Consider the following 15,470-nt stretch of genomic DNA (forward strand, 5'->3'; position numbering starts at 1 on the left):
CATACGTAGTTGACTAAACATTTTCCTGTCCTCCTCGGACCAGCTCTTGTAGTCTAGCAGTTGGTCTGCCTGACTGATGGCTCGCTCAGGTTGCTGGGTAAATGGTTTGTTCCCGAAAAACTCCAACCAGGGCTTGCGAACCTCGTCTTTGCTGGTTTCTCTGTATTTTTTTAGTTCTAAGAACGCCATCTTGACTAGATGGTTTTCTTGTCCATTATTTGTGATGGTTAAGACTTCACCTGTCGTGTCCTCACGCATACTAAAACTATGAAAAGCCAAATCATCTGAGAAATAGTTGCTGTCCACTATTGCGATAGCGTAAACGGGTGCGATATGTCTGTAACTCTGGTGTGTATCACCTTTCCGTTGGCGAATTTTTTCTAGATTTTGATTGACTTGACTGCACAAGTAAGCCCACAGGCGATTGATGAAAAAATTCTGATGATGCACCTGAATCTCAATGATAACTTGCGTTCCATTATCTAGTTCAGCTAAAACATCTATACTGGTATAGAAATCCTGTGCCGAGTACAGCAGGGAAGGAAATACGTGAATATTGCTTCCCTCCAAAATGGTCACATTTTTTGCTGGCAAGTCCAGCATATCGCGAATAAATTGACAAGTGATTTCTGGATTGCTAAAGATTTTCTTAGCAACCAAGTCATTGGTTGGGCTGATGCCCGGATGTCTTAGAATCATCCTTTTCCTCCTTTTATTATACCACAGTTTTAAATCTAGGTTTGCTAGATTCACTGCTACTATCTATTTATTCGGAAAAAGTATGAAAAATACTTGAACTGGCTCTTCCCAATGGTATTTTTTGGTGCTTTCCTTTATAATGGGTGTATGGATAAGAAAAAATTATTATTGATTGATGGGTCTTCTGTTGCTTTTCGGGCGTTTTTTGCGCTCTATCAGCAGTTGGACCGTTTTAAAAATGCAGCTGGTTTGCATACCAATGCGATTTATGGCTTTCAGTTGATGTTGAGCCATTTGTTGGAGCGGGTTGAGCCGAGTCATATTTTGGTGGCTTTTGATGCGGGGAAGACGACCTTCCGTACAGCGATGTATGCGGACTATAAGGGTGGTCGAGCTAAGACTCCGGATGAGTTTCGTGAGCAATTTCCCTTTATTCGTGAGTTGCTGGATCATATGGGAATTCGTCACTATGAGTTGGCTCAGTATGAGGCGGATGATATTATTGGGACACTGGATAAGCTAGCTGAGCAGGATGGTTTTGATATTACCATTGTCAGTGGGGACAAGGACTTGATTCAGCTGACGGATGAGCATACGGTGGTTGAAATTTCCAAGAAAGGTGTGGCGGAGTTTGAGGCCTTTACGCCAGATTATCTCATGGAAAAGATGGGCATTACACCGACTCAGTTTATCGATCTCAAGGCGCTTATGGGTGATAAGTCTGATAACATCCCTGGAGTGACCAAAATCGGTGAAAAGACGGGTATTAAGCTCTTGCTGGAGCATGGTTCGCTTGAGGGAATTTATGAAAATATTGATGGGATGAAGGCTTCTAAGATGAAGGAAAATCTCATCAATGATAAGGAACAGGCCTTTTTGTCTAAAACACTGGCAACCATTGATACCAAGGCACCGATTGAGATTGGTTTGGAGGATTTGGTCTATAGTGGTCCAGATGTGGAAAATCTCGGGAAATTCTATGATGAGATGGGTTTCAAACAGCTCAAGCAGGCTTTAAATGTGTCGTCAACTGATGTGGCTGAGAGCTTGGACTTTACTATTGTTGACCAAGTAAGTCAAGATATGCTGAGCGCAGACTCTATCTTCCATTTTGAGCTTTTTGGTGAGAATTACCATACGGATGATTTGGTTGGTTTTGCTTGGTCTTGTGGGGATAAGCTCTATGCTTCAGACAAGCTTGAGCTTTTGCAAGAGCCTATTTTCAAGGACTTTTTAGAAAAAACACCTCTGAGAGTTTATGACTTTAAGAAGGCTAAAGTCCTCTTGAATCGTTTTGGTGTGGATTTGCAGGCGCCTGCTTTTGATAGCCGTTTGGCTAAATACCTCCTTTCGACTGTGGAGGACAATGAAATTGCGACCATCGCGAGTCTTTATGGTCAGACTTACTTGGTTGATGATGAGACTTTCTATGGTAAGGGTGTCAAGAAGGCCCTTCCTGAACGTGAGAAATTCTTGGAGCATTTAGCTCGTAAGCTTGCTGTTTTGGTCGAAACAGCGCCTATTTTGCTTGAAAAACTCAGCGAAAATGGGCAATTAGAGCTTCTTTATGATATGGAACAACCTCTGGCTTTTGTCCTTGCCAAGATGGAAATTACTGGGATTACGGTCAAGAAAGAGACCTTGCTTGAGATGCAGGCTGAAAATGAGCTTGTCATTGAAAAACTGACCCAGGAGATTTATGAACTGGCTGGTGAGGAATTTAATATCAACTCGCCTAAGCAGTTGGGCGTACTTCTCTTTGAAAAGTTGGGACTTCCTCTAGAATATACTAAGAAAACCAAGACAGGTTATTCGACAGCGGTAGATGTCTTGGAGCGTCTGGCTCCTATTGCGCCGATTGTTAAGAAAATTCTCGACTACCGTCAGATTGCTAAGATTCAGTCTACTTATGTGATTGGCTTGCAGGACTGGATTTTAGATGATGGCAAGATTCATACGCGCTATGTGCAGGATTTGACCCAGACAGGGCGTCTGTCTAGTGTCGATCCAAACTTGCAAAATATCCCTGTTCGTTTGGAACAGGGGCGTCTCATTCGTAAGGCTTTTGTGCCTGAGTGGGAGGATAGTGTCCTGCTTAGTTCGGACTATTCACAGATTGAATTGCGTGTTTTGGCACATATTTCTAAAGACGAGCATTTGATTAAGGCTTTCCAAGATGGGGCAGATATCCATACTTCGACAGCCATGCGGGTCTTTGGCATTGAGCGTCCTGAGGATGTGACTGCAAACGACCGTCGCAATGCCAAGGCGGTTAACTTTGGAGTGGTTTACGGGATTTCAGACTTTGGCTTGTCTAATAATTTGGGCATTAGCCGTAAGGAAGCCAAGGCCTACATTGATACCTACTTTGAACGCTTCCCAGGTATTAAAAACTACATGGATGAAGTGGTGCGTGAGGCGCGTGATAAGGGCTATGTAGAGACTCTCTTTAAGCGTCGTCGTGAGTTGCCAGATATTAATTCGCGCAACTTCAACATTCGTGGTTTTGCGGAGCGGACAGCTATCAACTCACCTATCCAGGGTTCGGCAGCAGATATTCTCAAGATTGCTATGATTCAGCTGGATAAAGCCTTGGTTGCAGGTGCTTATCAGACTAAGATGCTTCTGCAAGTGCACGATGAAATCGTCCTTGAAGTTCCTAAATCTGAACTGGCAGAGATGAAAAATTTGGTGAAACAAACCATGGAAGAAGCCATTCAACTCAGTGTACCCCTCATCGCAGATGAAAATGAAGGGGCAACCTGGTACGAGGCTAAATAAAAAAGGGGGAAGTCCTCCTTTTTTGTAGTAGAATTCTGCAAGCCTTTTCAAAATGTGCTATACTGATGAAAAAGGAGGATTTTTATGAGTCAAGAATTTATCAATCCAAGTGATGGCGTGATTCGTCAGTATCTAGCAACGAGTAAAACCCTTGCTGTGGTGGGTTTGTCAGACCGTGAGGAAACAACTAGCAATCGAGTGACTAAGGAAATGCAGGCTCGGGGTTATAAAATCATCCCAGTCAATCCCAAGGCAGCAGGTGGCGAAATCTTAGGTGAAAAGGCTTATGCTAGCCTAGCAGAGATTCCTTTTCCTGTAGATATTGTCAATGTTTACCGTCGCAGTGAGTTTTTGCCAGATGTGGCGCGTGATTTTCTCAAGGCTGATGCCAAGATTTTTTGGGCACAGCTGGGACTTGAGAGTCTAGAAGCAGAAGAAATCTTGCGTGCTGGTGGATGTGATGACATCGTGATGAATCGTTGTATCAAGAGAGAACATACACGCTTGATTGGGGAATCATAAGAAAAAGGTAGCTGGTGGGCTACCTTTTGTGTTAGAAGATACCGATAAGAGTCTGCATACCAAGACTAGTGAGGATGATGGCAATCCAACAGATGGCTCCGAGGACAATGGATTTTCCGCTGGATTTGATCATAGCTACTAGATTGGTTTTGAGACCGATGGCACTCATGGCCATGATAATGAGGAATTTGGAGAGTTGTTTGAGAGGGGTAAAGAAACTACTAGACACACCGAGAGAGGTGAGTAGTGTGGTAAGGAGAGAGGCGAGGATGAAGTAGAGGATAAAGAGTGGAAAGACTTTTTTAAGCTGGACGCCTTGCTTGTTTTTTTGCTCGTGACTTTTCCAGTAGGAGAGACAAAGAGTGATGGGGATGATAGCTAGGGTCCGCGTAAGTTTGACAATGGTTGCGGATTCGAGGGTATTGGTCTGGTAGAGGCTGTCCCAGGCGCTGGCGGTAGCCGTTACAGAGGAAGTATCATTGACCGCAGTCCCTGCAAAGAGGGCGAAGCCGTCATTGGATAGATGAAGCCAGGTTCCCAGGGTTGGAAAAATGAGCGCAGCCAAGACATTGAAGAAAAAGATAACAGAGATGGCTTGGGCTACTTCCTTTTCCTTGGCATGGATAACGGGCGCTGTCGCCGCAATGGCAGAGCCACCACAGATAGAAGAACCGACTCCAATCAAGGTAGCTAGTTTTGTGTCCAGTGCAAAGAATCGCTGGAAAAGATAGGCAACAATCAAGGCTATTGAAATGGTGGACAGGATGACAGGGAGTGAAGATTGCCCAACTGCGAAGACTTGCGAGATATTGAGACCAAAACCAAGCAAGATGACGGCATACTGGAGTAATTTCTTGGAACTAAAGGTCAATCCCGCATCCAGTTGTTTATAAGATGAGAGAAAGGGATGGAGAAGCATACCTATGAAAATGGCAAACACGGGCGCGCCAATGACAGGGAAGAATCCACCTAAGTACCAAGATACGATGGAAATGAGAAGGCAGGCCAAGATGCCTGCTCCATTTTTTGATAGAAATGACATAAAAACCTCCAAATAGAATCTGTTACCATTATAGACCTGTAGACAGGAAAAGTAAAATAGAAAGTGTAAAGCTATTCTATAATGTATTTTTGCGGTCGGGGGGCTTTTGTAGTATAATAGAGATACGTTTTGAAAGTAGGAGGTATCTATGGACTTAACTAAGCGCTTTAATAAACAGTTAGATAAGATTCAAGTTTCGTTGATTCGTCAGTTTGACCAGGCTATTTCGGAGATTCCTGGGGTCTTGCGTTTGACTTTGGGGGAACCTGATTTTACAACGCCAGATCATGTTAAGGAGGCGGCTAAGCGAGCGATTGATCAGAACCAATCCTACTATACAGGGATGAGTGGTCTGCTGACTCTACGTCAGGCAGCTAGTGACTTTGTTAAGGAAAAGTACCAACTGGAATATGCTCCTGAAAATGAAATCTTGGTTACAATTGGGGCTACAGAGGCTTTATCTGCTACTTTGACGGCTATTTTGGAAGAGGGAGACAAGGTGCTCTTGCCAGCTCCTGCCTATCCAGGTTATGAACCAATTGTCAATCTAGTTGGGGCAGAGATTGTCGAGATTGATACGACTGAAAATGGGTTTGTCTTGACTCCTGAGATGTTAGAAAAGGCCATTTTGGAGCAGGGAGATAAGCTCAAGGCGGTTATTCTCAATTATCCAGCTAATCCGACAGGAATTACCTATAGTCGGGAACAGTTGGAAGCTTTGGCAGCTGTTTTGCGTAAGTACGAAATTTTCGTGATCTGTGATGAGGTTTACTCAGAATTGACCTATACAGATGAATCTCATGTGTCTCTAGGAACTATGTTGAGAGACCAGGCTATCATTATCAATGGTTTGTCTAAATCGCATGCCATGACAGGTTGGCGTTTGGGGCTGATTTTCGCTCCTGCACCTTTCACAGCCCAGTTAATCAAGAGTCACCAATATTTGGTTACTGCTGCAAACACCATGGCTCAACACGCTGCAGTGGAAGCCTTGACGGCTGGTAAAAACGATGCGGAACCTATGAAGAAGGAATACATCCAGCGTCGGGACTATATCATCGAAAAAATGACTGCTCTTGGTTTTGAAATTATCAAACCAGACGGTGCCTTCTATATCTTTGCTAAGATTCCAGCAGGATATAATCAAGATTCTTTTGCTTTTCTGAAGGATTTTGCTCAGAAGAAGGCTGTGGCCTTTATCCCTGGAGCAGCCTTTGGGCGTTACGGAGAAGGCTATGTTCGCCTATCTTATGCGGCTAGCATGGAGACTATCAAAGAAGCCATGAAACGACTTGAGGAGTACATGAGAGAAGCATGATTCAGTCTATCACGAGTCAAGGCTTGGTGCTCTACAATCGCAATTTTCGTGAGGATGACAAGCTCGTCAAGATTTTTACAGAGCAGGCTGGGAAGCGCATGTTTTTTGTCAAACACGCTGGTCAGTCTAAGCTGGCTCCGGTTATTCAGCCCTTGGTGCTGGCAAGATTTCTCTTGCGAATCAATGATGACGGGCTTAGCTACATCGAGGACTATCATGAGGTGATGACCTTTCCCAAGATTAATAGCGATCTCTTTGTCATGGCCTATGCGACCTATGTGGCAGCTCTTGCAGATGCTAGTTTGCAGGACAATCAGCAAGATGCTCCCTTGTTTGCTTTTTTGCAAAAGACTTTGGAGTTGATGGAAGCTGGCTTGGATTATCAGGTTTTGACCAATATTTTTGAAATTCAAATCTTGACTCGATTTGGAATCAGCCTCAATTTTAATGAGTGTGTCTTTTGTCATCGAGTTGGTCAGGCTTTTGACTTTTCTTTCAAATATGGCGCCTGCCTCTGTCCAGACCATTATCATGAAGATGAGAGACGTTGCCATCTAAATCCCAATATCCCCTATCTGCTCAATCAGTTTCAAGCTATTGATTTTGAGACCTTGGAGACCATTTCGCTCAAGCCCGAAATCAAGCAAGACTTACGCCAATTTATGGATCAACTCTACGAAGAGTACGTTGGGATTCACCTAAAATCAAAGAAATTTATTGATTCCCTAGCAGACTGGGGACAATTACTAAAAGAGGAAAAGAAATGAAAAAAATCGCAGTAGATGCCATGGGGGGCGATTACGCACCTCAGGCCATCGTTGAGGGTGTCAATCAAGCCCTTGCTGACTTTTCAGATATTGAAGTTCAACTCTACGGAGATGAACGTAAAATCAAGCAATATCTAACAGCGACAGAGCGCGTCAGCATTATCCATACGGATGAAAAGATTGATTCAGACGATGAACCTACGAGAGCTATTCGGAAGAAGAAAAATGCCAGTATGGTCTTGGCGGCCAAGGCTGTCAAAGAGGGTGAAGCAGACGCTGTCCTCTCGGCTGGGAATACAGGTGCTTTGTTGGCAGCAGGATTCTTCATCGTGGGTCGTATCAAGAACATTGATCGCCCTGGGCTTATGTCGACTTTGCCGACTGTAGATGGGAAAGGTTTTGACATGCTTGACCTTGGTGCTAATGCGGAAAATACAGCCCAGCACCTCCATCAATATGCGGTTCTAGGTTCTTTCTATGCTAAAAATGTCCGTGGCATTGCGCAACCACGTGTTGGCTTACTTAACAATGGAACAGAGAGTAGCAAGGGTGACCCGCTTCGCAAGGAGACTTATGAATTACTAGCAGCTGATGAAAGTTTGAACTTTATCGGAAACGTGGAAGCGCGTGATTTGATGAATGGCGTTGCGGATGTTGTCGTGGCAGATGGTTTCACGGGAAACGCTGTGCTCAAATCCATTGAAGGAACAGCTATGGGAATCATGGGTTTGCTCAAGACTGCTATTACAGGTGGTGGTCTTCGAGCGAAACTAGGCGCACTCCTTCTCAAGGATAGCCTCAGAGGTTTGAAAAAACAGCTCAACTACTCAGATGTTGGTGGAGCGGTCTTGTTTGGTGTCAAGGCACCTGTTGTCAAGACTCATGGTTCAAGTGATGCCAAGGCTGTCTATAGTACGATTCGCCAAATTCGTACCATGCTAGAAACAGACGTAGTTGCCCAGACTGCGCGCGAATTTTCAGGAGAATAAAAGAGATGACAGAAAAAGAAATTTTTGACCGTATTGTGACCATTATCCAAGAGCGACAGGGAGAGGACTTTGTCGTGACAGAATCCTTGAGTCTGAAAGACGACTTGGATGCTGACTCAGTTGACTTGATGGAGTTTATCTTGACGCTGGAAGATGAATTTAATATCGAAATCAGCGATGAGGAAATTGACCAACTGCAAAGTGTAGGAGATGTGGTTAAAATCATTCAAGCAAAATAAAGATATAGGAGTTCCAAGGCATTTGCTTTGGAATTTTTTATTTGGTTCAAGTGACCGTTTAGGAACAGATTTAGTCTTTCTAGGGACAGTAGAAATCTGAGGAGAAATAAGGGATATAATGAAATCAGAAAAATCAATCTCCAAAAAGGAGATAAAAGAAAGGATTTTCACGATGAAAAAATATCTTTATTCTAGTTTGTTAGTTCTTGCAGGAGGCGTTCTCCTAGCAAATACTACGGTAGCCTATGCTGATTCCCCATCAGCAAGTGAGAAAGAAGCGATTGCTCAATTAGTTAATCAAGGCAAGATAAAAGCTGAAGAAGCTGATCAAGTAAAATTGATTGGTTTTGAAGATAAAGAAACCCAAGCAGAGGGAAATCAAGAGAAGAAAGCTTTCAATCAATATCGTGATCCGAAAGGAACATGGATGCAAACCAATGGTAAATGGTGGTTTAAATACGGTTCAGGTGGTTATGCTAAAAATTGGGAACAATTAGATGGCAAGTGGTACTATTTTGATGACCAAGGATGGATGAAAGAAAATACTTGGATTCAACCTGATGGTAATTATTACTACTTATCTGCTAGTGGTGCTATGGTCACTGGTTATCAACGTGTGAATGGTACACCATACTTCTTTAGAGTCAGTGGTGTATGGGTAGAAAATCGTGGACAGGCACTTGGTGAATATGCCGAGACATTTGTAGGGAAAATCCCATATGTTTGGGGTGGGGCAGATTTGAATAGTGGCGTAGATTGCTCAGGATTTACGATGGCTATTCATGCTAAGTTTGATATTAGTATTCCTAGAGTGACTTATGGTCAAGCAACAGGAGGAAGCTATGTAAGTAATGGTTCTCAACAAGCTGGAGATTTGATTTTGTATAATAGTGAAGAGACAAATGACCATGTAGGTATTTATGTTGGTGGTGGAAAGGTAGTTCATGCTCCGTATCCAGGTCAATATGTTTCTTATATGGATCAATACGGTATTACTCAAAATACAATTCGTAGATATTGGTAATATTGTCTAATCTTTCACAATATTATTGACTTTGATTATGAAAAGTATTAGAATATAGCTAAATAAAGAGGGGAAACCCTCCTATAGCTATTCAATAAAGGAGGAAATGGCTATGAAAAAATCTAAACTACTCACTCTTGGTCTGCTTGTAGGTGCTGGTCTGCTTTTGTCTATCAACCAAGCACAGGCTGCAGATACTTGGGTTAAAAATGGTGCTGACTGGAATCTTTCACAAGATGGCAGTCTAGCTAAGGATAAATGGGTACAAAATGCTGGCTCATGGTATCACTTTGACAGCACTGGTAAAATGCAGACAGGCTGGCTCAAAGACGGCAATACTTGGTATTCTCTAGCAGATAGTGGTGCTATGCGCACAGGCTGGTACAAGGAAGGTAACACATGGTACTCACTAGCTAATAGTGGTGCCATGCGTACAGGTTGGTACAAAGAAGGATCTACTTGGTACTATCTCAAAGACAGTGGCGCTATGGCAACAGGATGGGCGACTCCAAATGGTAAATGGTCTTACTTTGAAAAATCAGGTGCTATGGTCGCAGATAGAGCTGTCCCAGCCAGTGATGGGGAAAGTTATGTCATTGGTAAGGATGGCTATCTAGCAAATAGAAAAGATGCTGGATACAATATTCATGATATTGTCAAACTTGGAGATGGGCAAGAATATTTGCTAAATGCTAAAGGTGACGATGTTATTATTGAAAAAAATGCTTGGTATATCAGACCAGAGTTCAAGAAGTTTTCTAATAAATATGGAGATGAGGTTGCAAATACTACCTTAGCTTTAGTGGATAATAAAGAAGAAGGACAAGAAATTGATCCTAAGGCAGTTGTACAGAACTTCCAAAACTTACCAAATCGCTACTACTTTGATGAAAATGGACATCGTGTGGTTAATATCCCAGCAATGACAACCTATTCAGAGATTAAAAAAGTTGGCAATGATGTCTATTTAGAAAATCTAGGTGCACGACTTCGTCTTGGAGCTACCCACTTTACAATCAATAACAATAAACTATACTATTTAGAAAATGAGCAAGGTAAGCTCAAAACAGGTTACTTTGTATTAATTGATGATGGTATGGCTACAACCCACTATCACTTCCTAGCCTATGCGGATCAATCTGGTGAAATTCTTAAGATGAAACGCTTGCCATCAGGAGTTTCAGATTATCTTGATAAAGAAATTGATGGTTTATATGGTGAAAAAATTAAGATTGAATCTCCACACTCAAACGAATATTATAAAGTGGTCGTGGTTAAATAAAAATAACATCTTCACAACTAATTGTTAACACTCTAACCAATATACCATTTTCAGGAGGCTTTAGATTTCTTGTATTTCAAAAGAGAACTAAAGCCTTTTGTAGATGGAGCAGGGGATAGAGTTATCTATAAAATAATGAAAAGGAGTCTGTCATGGAAATGAAAAATACATTTGTAGAATTGGAACAATTTGAAGAGTTAACCCCAGAGGTATTGAAGGAAGTGAATGGTGGAGGGAATTTCTTTTGTTCTTTGTTTGGGCTTTGCCAACCTCGGTATTGTAGTCCAGCACCAACTAAAACTGTGATTGGATAGTATGATTTTGACTTTTATTAAGGAAACTCTATTTGCTTTATTGTTGATAGTCTCCATTATAGTTCCTCCAATTTATCTAGGTTACCAAATTATACCGGAATTTCGTAAAAAGAGATACATAGTCTATTTATTAATGATGCAAGTAATAGCTGGTAAAACTTTTTTTGAAATTATGTATTTGGAAGTTTTAATCTTTTTTTACCTTATTTTCTATGTGAATAGGAAGAAAAAGGGGGAATCGTTATTTCTTTCATTCTATCTTTTTAGTTTTTATCAGAGTATTCGCTATTTATTGGTATTGTTCTATATTCGGATGTTAGATATAGATATGCTATCAGAAGTAGGAAATGGTATTGTTAATTCTTCTTTTTCTCTACTAGCTCTTGTACTGACAGTGGTTATGATGAAGCGTTGTTCTTTGGATTTGGATTTATTCTTTTCAGATGCTTTCAAAACCCACTATTATAAGAGTTTTTTCATTATCCTACCTCTGACTGTGTTTAGGATATTCTCTTCGTTTATGACAAATATAAATTGTTCTTTCTACGTTCGATTTGATACGACCATTTCTCTCTTGATTTTCATTCTCTTTTTCTCTTGGCTCTTTTACATCAAGCATTTGGAGCAGGTTTATCGTGATGAGCAGACCATTCAGAGACAGGAAGATGAAAATCGTTCCTTGCAAGGAATGGTGGATAAGCTAGGTCATCTCTATGATGAAGTTCGAGGTTTCCGTCATGATTTTGCGGGGATTGTCGCCAGCATGGAGCCTGCCATAGCGAATCAAGACATGGCAGAAGTTTCTACCATTTATCAAGATGTTTTTCTAAAGACCAATGAAAAGCTGAGAAAGGCGGATTACACAGCCTTTAATCTTCATAATATCCATGACATAGCTATTCGCAATACCTTGGCAAAAGCCATGATTGTGGCAGATAATCAGGGAATTCATTTTAGTTTGGAGACGGTGGGGGTTGTCGAAGAGCTGGCTTTGCCTATGTTGGAGGCTATTCGGATCCTCTCTATCCTCACGACAAATGCCTTAGAAGCAGCCAGTGAGGCTGAAAATCCGCAGATTCGGGTTGCTTTGTTGGCAAGTGATAGGAGTGTCCGTTTTATCATTGAAAACACTCGTAAGAAAGAAGAACTGAATCCCAGCATTCTCAGTCAAAAGGGTTACTCTACCAAGGGAAACCACAGTGGACTGGGTTTAGCGACCTTGGAGGATATGGTTTTTCATTATGATTTGAACTTAGATACCCAACTAGGAGAGACGACTTTTAGACAAGATTTAGAATTGCCATTTAAGGATGAGAAACGAGGAGGAGAGGAATGAGAATTTTAGTTTTGGAAGACGATAGAGTCCAGCAAGGACGGATAGAGCAGACTTTACTAGATATCGGTCGCTCTCGCAATTTGAGATTGGAAATTGATATTGCCAAAAACTATGGAGATGTTGAAAAGTATTCTCAGTATTTTGACCATTACCAGCTCTATTTATTGGATTTAGAGATTGATGGAGAGCGTGAACGGGGCTTTCAAGTTGCTCAACAGGTTCGGGAGCGGGATCCCTTTACAAGTATTGTCTTTGTGTCCACACACTCGGAGGCTTTGCCTCTAGCTTTTCGCTATCACTTGTCTGCCTTGGATTTTATTTCCAAGGATCAGCCAGAGGAAGATTATCGTCATCAGTTGGAGCGCTGTCTGGACTATGTACTGGCAGTGGACAAGAGGGAAAATATGCGTCTCTTTACCTATAGTTTTGAGGGAAGACGTGGCTTTACTCTGCCCTACCATGAGATTTTGGCCTTTGAAACCTCAGTGGAATCCCATCGTATCAAGGTCTACTATGCCAATCATTCTATCAAGACCATTTATGGCAGTCTCAAGGATATCGCTGCTAAGGCTGAAAAAGATTACTTTGTCTATGCAAATCGCAATACTTTAGTCAGTTTACAGGCAATTGAAGAGATGACTGCCACAGAAGTGACTCTGTTAGAAGGCTTGCATTTCCCCGTATCGCGAACAGCCAGAAGAACACTTAAAAAACATCTCAATGTCTAATATCTGTTAGACTTGAATAAATTTATCAATAAGAATGTCGGAAAATTTTCTGATATTCTTATTTTTTTGACTTCTTTTTCGAATAGATAAGTAAGAGGGAAAAAGAAAGGAATAAAATATGGAACGCATAATAGAAAGTTGGATTACTAGGGTAGAGAATTTTTACAGTTTGCAGTCACTTCCTGTAAAAGTATTCATTTTCATAGTTGGAGTAGTTGGGGTTTATGCTTTGGGGACATTACTTTTAGGACCGGTTTATTGGGCGGGGCAGAAGTTTGGCGAAATGGTTTATAATAATTTGTTTTAATAAGAAATTCGAATAGATAAGTAAGAGGGAAAAAGAAAGGAGCTTAGTTCATGTTTATATCAATGTTCTACCCATGGTTCACTGAGTTATTTTTTAAATAAAATTTAATTTAGTTGTACATTTTCGAATTGTTTTTCGAATAGATAAGTGAGAAGAAAAAAGAAAGGAGCCTAATTCATGTATCTACCAATTTTCTATCAATGGTTTACTAAATTATTTTTTAAATAAATTTAATTTAGTTGTGTATTTTCGAATTATTTTTCGAATAGATAAGTGAGAGGAAAAAGAGAGGAGCCTAATTCATGTATCTACCAATTTTTTATCCATGGTTTATTAAATTATTTTTCAAATAAAATTTAATTTAGTTGTACATTTTCGAATAAATAAGTGAGAAGAAAAAGAGAGGAATAAAATAATGAAAGAACATTATTATGGATTTGTTGAGCTAACGTCGGAAGAATTGACCGATATTCAAGGTGGAGAAAATTGGACGAAGACCCTTGTAGATTGGTACATTGGATTTCGTAGAGGTTTCGGTTTTTAGGAGGATAAGCAATGAACGAAATGAATGACAAGTATACTATTGAAGTATTAAAGGAAAGCGACTTAGCCTTGATGGTTGGTGGCAGTAAGGAAAGTTATCAACATGGTTTAATGGTGGGCTTAACTTTACGTCGTGCATTATTTGGATTCTAAGATAACATTTAGAAAAAGTAGCTTATTTTATCTTTTTAAGGAAATATAGGAATTTTACTACTATAATAATCTTGGATTTTCTTTGCCAAGAAGTGTAGTTAGTTATGTTATATGACCTATATCGTTAATACTTATAGGATCATTTATTGATAGAAAAAATAGAACAAGAGGAGAAAAAGATGACAAATTTTGACAAAATGGAACAGAACTTTGTAGCTCTTACTGAAGAAGAGTTGATGAATGTAGATGGGGGAGCATTGCCTCTTGTACTCGCTGGAGTGTCTATTTGGAAGATAGGTGCAGCAGTAGCAGGTGGAGCAACAGCACTTTTTGCTGGAGGAGCAGCTTTAGGGTATTATGCGAATAGACCATAATCTGATTGTAGTCAGAGAGGTATCTCTATGTTTTTAAAAAAAGAAGTGATATTATTAGGGGTATTGTTATCGCTACGTATTATTTTTACTATCGTTCAAATTTTAATTGACTATAAAATATTATCTGGACAGTATAGTGTAAATTTTATGGATATTTCAGAAGTATTTACTTATCCAATACTCATTTTAATCATTTACATAGCAATAAAATATAATACAAAGGAGTAATGACGAACATGAACTTAGAACAATTTTATCAATTATCTGACGATGAATTAGTGGGAACAAAAGGTGGTTTTGGTCTTGCGGAAGCAGTTGGGATTGCAGGAGTACTGAATGCTGCTGTACAAATTTTTAATGCTGGTTACAAATTTGGTTCAGATTTGGCTCGTCGTGGGCGTTAGATAATGAACAACCGCAACCTGAATCTCAATACATTGTTACCTAAACTAGCCACTATATGTCCTTTATTTGGAATAACTCTTAATCTCGTGATTCATGTGATTCGTACAGATTCGTTAGCCTCCTTTAATTGGCAATGGACTTTAGTTGGTTTGCTTTTCTCAGGATATTTTGGTATTTTTCGCAAAGATTTGTCAAAAGATAATAAAAACTATAAATGAAGAACATGAATCAAAAGGATTTTGTGTATATGAATGGTGGAGTTTTCTGCCATTCTTGTCAGGTAAAAAGGAGTCTACCATGAAACAATTCTTATTAGGATTCGCTGAGGGATATTTTACCGTATCACTCATTATCTACATCGCAACGTATTTGATTTTGAAAAGTCCAATCAATACCCTATTTTATCCAGAAATTTACCCCGTTTTATTTGGGCTATTTTATCTAGGATACAAGGTCAACAAAAAGCAAGTAGGGTGAGCAGTTAAGAATGACTTGTTATATTCTTCGAAAATCTCTTCAAACCACGTCAGCTTCCATCTGCAACCTCAAAGCAGTGCTTTGAGCTGACTTCGTCAGTTTTATCCACAACCTCAAAACAGTGTTTTGAGCAACCTGCGGCTAGCTTTCTAGTTTGCTCTTTGATTTTC

General features: G+C 40.4%; 21 protein-coding genes. 19 read left to right on the plus strand and 2 right to left on the minus strand.

What is annotated here, in order from left to right; genetic code table 11:
- Positions 1-699: PD-(D/E)XK nuclease family transposase (locus ADI86_RS00025; RefSeq protein WP_049531275.1), on the minus strand; the 699-nt coding region annotated here is incomplete at its 3' end.
- 147 nt (positions 700-846) lie between these two features.
- On the opposite strand from ADI86_RS00025, the gene polA reads away from it, so the two are divergent.
- Positions 847-3,480 (plus strand): DNA polymerase I, encoded by a 2,634-nt coding sequence (gene polA, locus ADI86_RS00030; protein ID WP_049531286.1) that lies wholly within the window; start codon positions 847-849, stop codon positions 3,478-3,480.
- 84 nt (positions 3,481-3,564) lie between these two features.
- A complete protein-coding gene (locus tag ADI86_RS00035) occupies positions 3,565-4,002 on the plus strand; it encodes a CoA-binding protein (protein ID WP_049531276.1) in 438 nt (145 codons plus the stop codon).
- A gap of 31 nt (positions 4,003-4,033) precedes the next feature.
- Here ADI86_RS00035 and ADI86_RS00040 read toward each other — a convergent pair whose 3' ends face one another.
- Positions 4,034-5,044 (minus strand): YeiH family protein, encoded by a 1,011-nt coding sequence (locus ADI86_RS00040; protein ID WP_049531277.1) that lies wholly within the window; start codon positions 5,042-5,044, stop codon positions 4,034-4,036.
- Positions 5,045-5,192: 148 nt separating this feature from the next.
- Between ADI86_RS00040 and ADI86_RS00045 the strand changes: the two genes are divergently transcribed.
- The 17 genes from ADI86_RS00045 (at position 5,193) to ADI86_RS00115 (ending at position 15,300) form a co-directional block, all read left to right on the plus strand.
- Positions 5,193-6,362 carry a pyridoxal phosphate-dependent aminotransferase gene (locus ADI86_RS00045; RefSeq protein ID WP_049531278.1) on the plus strand — a complete coding sequence of 390 codons (1,170 nt, stop codon included), beginning with the start codon at positions 5,193-5,195 and terminating at the stop codon, positions 6,360-6,362.
- Positions 6,359-7,129, plus strand: coding sequence for a DNA repair protein RecO (gene recO, locus ADI86_RS00050; protein WP_049531279.1), 771 nt, complete (start codon positions 6,359-6,361; stop codon positions 7,127-7,129). Before ADI86_RS00045 ends, recO begins: the two co-directional genes overlap by 4 nt.
- Entirely contained in the window at positions 7,126-8,118 is a 993-nt protein-coding gene (gene plsX / locus ADI86_RS00055) for a phosphate acyltransferase PlsX (RefSeq protein ID WP_049531280.1), read from the plus strand. Before recO ends, plsX begins: the two co-directional genes overlap by 4 nt.
- A gap of 5 nt (positions 8,119-8,123) precedes the next feature.
- Positions 8,124-8,357 carry an acyl carrier protein gene (locus tag ADI86_RS00060; RefSeq protein ID WP_000136445.1) on the plus strand — a complete coding sequence of 78 codons (234 nt, stop codon included), beginning with the start codon at positions 8,124-8,126 and terminating at the stop codon, positions 8,355-8,357.
- A 172-nt stretch (positions 8,358-8,529) separates the two neighbouring features.
- Positions 8,530-9,381 (plus strand): C40 family peptidase, encoded by an 852-nt coding sequence (locus ADI86_RS00065; protein WP_049531287.1) that lies wholly within the window; start codon positions 8,530-8,532, stop codon positions 9,379-9,381.
- Between the two features lie 112 nt (positions 9,382-9,493).
- Positions 9,494-10,663, plus strand: a complete 1,170-nt coding sequence (locus ADI86_RS00070) for an N-acetylmuramoyl-L-alanine amidase family protein (RefSeq protein WP_049531281.1) — start codon at positions 9,494-9,496, stop codon at positions 10,661-10,663.
- Between the two features lie 152 nt (positions 10,664-10,815).
- On the plus strand, positions 10,816-10,977 hold the full coding sequence (locus ADI86_RS11525; protein ID WP_152906133.1) for a ComC/BlpC family leader-containing pheromone/bacteriocin: 162 nt from the start codon (positions 10,816-10,818) through the stop codon (positions 10,975-10,977).
- Between the two features lie 520 nt (positions 10,978-11,497).
- On the plus strand, positions 11,498-12,313 hold the full coding sequence (locus tag ADI86_RS11930; RefSeq protein WP_049531288.1) for a GHKL domain-containing protein: 816 nt from the start codon (positions 11,498-11,500) through the stop codon (positions 12,311-12,313).
- On the plus strand, positions 12,310-13,041 hold the full coding sequence (locus ADI86_RS00080) for a response regulator transcription factor (RefSeq protein WP_001221869.1): 732 nt from the start codon (positions 12,310-12,312) through the stop codon (positions 13,039-13,041). The genes ADI86_RS11930 and ADI86_RS00080 overlap by 4 nt, the downstream gene beginning before the upstream one ends.
- A 118-nt stretch (positions 13,042-13,159) precedes the next feature.
- Complete coding sequence (locus ADI86_RS00085) at positions 13,160-13,348, plus strand: hypothetical protein (RefSeq protein ID WP_049531282.1); 189 nt, start codon at positions 13,160-13,162, stop codon at positions 13,346-13,348.
- A 415-nt stretch (positions 13,349-13,763) separates the two neighbouring features.
- Positions 13,764-13,892 carry a smi_0059.1 family bacteriocin-like peptide gene (locus ADI86_RS00090; RefSeq protein WP_000658221.1) on the plus strand — a complete coding sequence of 43 codons (129 nt, stop codon included), beginning with the start codon at positions 13,764-13,766 and terminating at the stop codon, positions 13,890-13,892.
- Between the two features lie 11 nt (positions 13,893-13,903).
- On the plus strand, positions 13,904-14,044 hold the full coding sequence (locus ADI86_RS11975; RefSeq protein ID WP_049531283.1) for a hypothetical protein: 141 nt from the start codon (positions 13,904-13,906) through the stop codon (positions 14,042-14,044).
- A 179-nt stretch (positions 14,045-14,223) separates the two neighbouring features.
- Positions 14,224-14,418, plus strand: a complete 195-nt coding sequence (locus ADI86_RS00100; protein ID WP_049531284.1) for a class IIb bacteriocin, lactobin A/cerein 7B family — start codon at positions 14,224-14,226, stop codon at positions 14,416-14,418.
- Positions 14,419-14,445: 27 nt separating this feature from the next.
- Entirely contained in the window at positions 14,446-14,646 is a 201-nt protein-coding gene (locus ADI86_RS00105) for a hypothetical protein (protein ID WP_023940558.1), read from the plus strand.
- An 8-nt stretch (positions 14,647-14,654) separates the two neighbouring features.
- Positions 14,655-14,822: a class IIb bacteriocin, lactobin A/cerein 7B family gene (locus tag ADI86_RS00110; RefSeq protein WP_001047583.1), complete on the plus strand. Its 168-nt coding sequence runs from the start codon at positions 14,655-14,657 to the stop codon at positions 14,820-14,822.
- Positions 14,823-14,825: 3 nt separating this feature from the next.
- The gene (locus ADI86_RS12150) at positions 14,826-15,041 is read left to right on the plus strand and encodes a bacteriocin immunity protein (RefSeq protein ID WP_080983131.1); all 216 of its coding nucleotides are present in this window, start codon (positions 14,826-14,828) and stop codon (positions 15,039-15,041) included.
- 79 nt (positions 15,042-15,120) lie between these two features.
- Complete coding sequence (locus tag ADI86_RS00115) at positions 15,121-15,300, plus strand: hypothetical protein (RefSeq protein ID WP_049531285.1); 180 nt, start codon at positions 15,121-15,123, stop codon at positions 15,298-15,300.
- The last annotated feature ends 170 nt before the right edge of the window (positions 15,301-15,470 follow it).

Origin of the sequence: Streptococcus pseudopneumoniae (genome assembly GCF_001074975.1) — a bacterium.
Lineage (GTDB): Bacteria > Bacillota > Bacilli > Lactobacillales > Streptococcaceae > Streptococcus > Streptococcus pseudopneumoniae_D.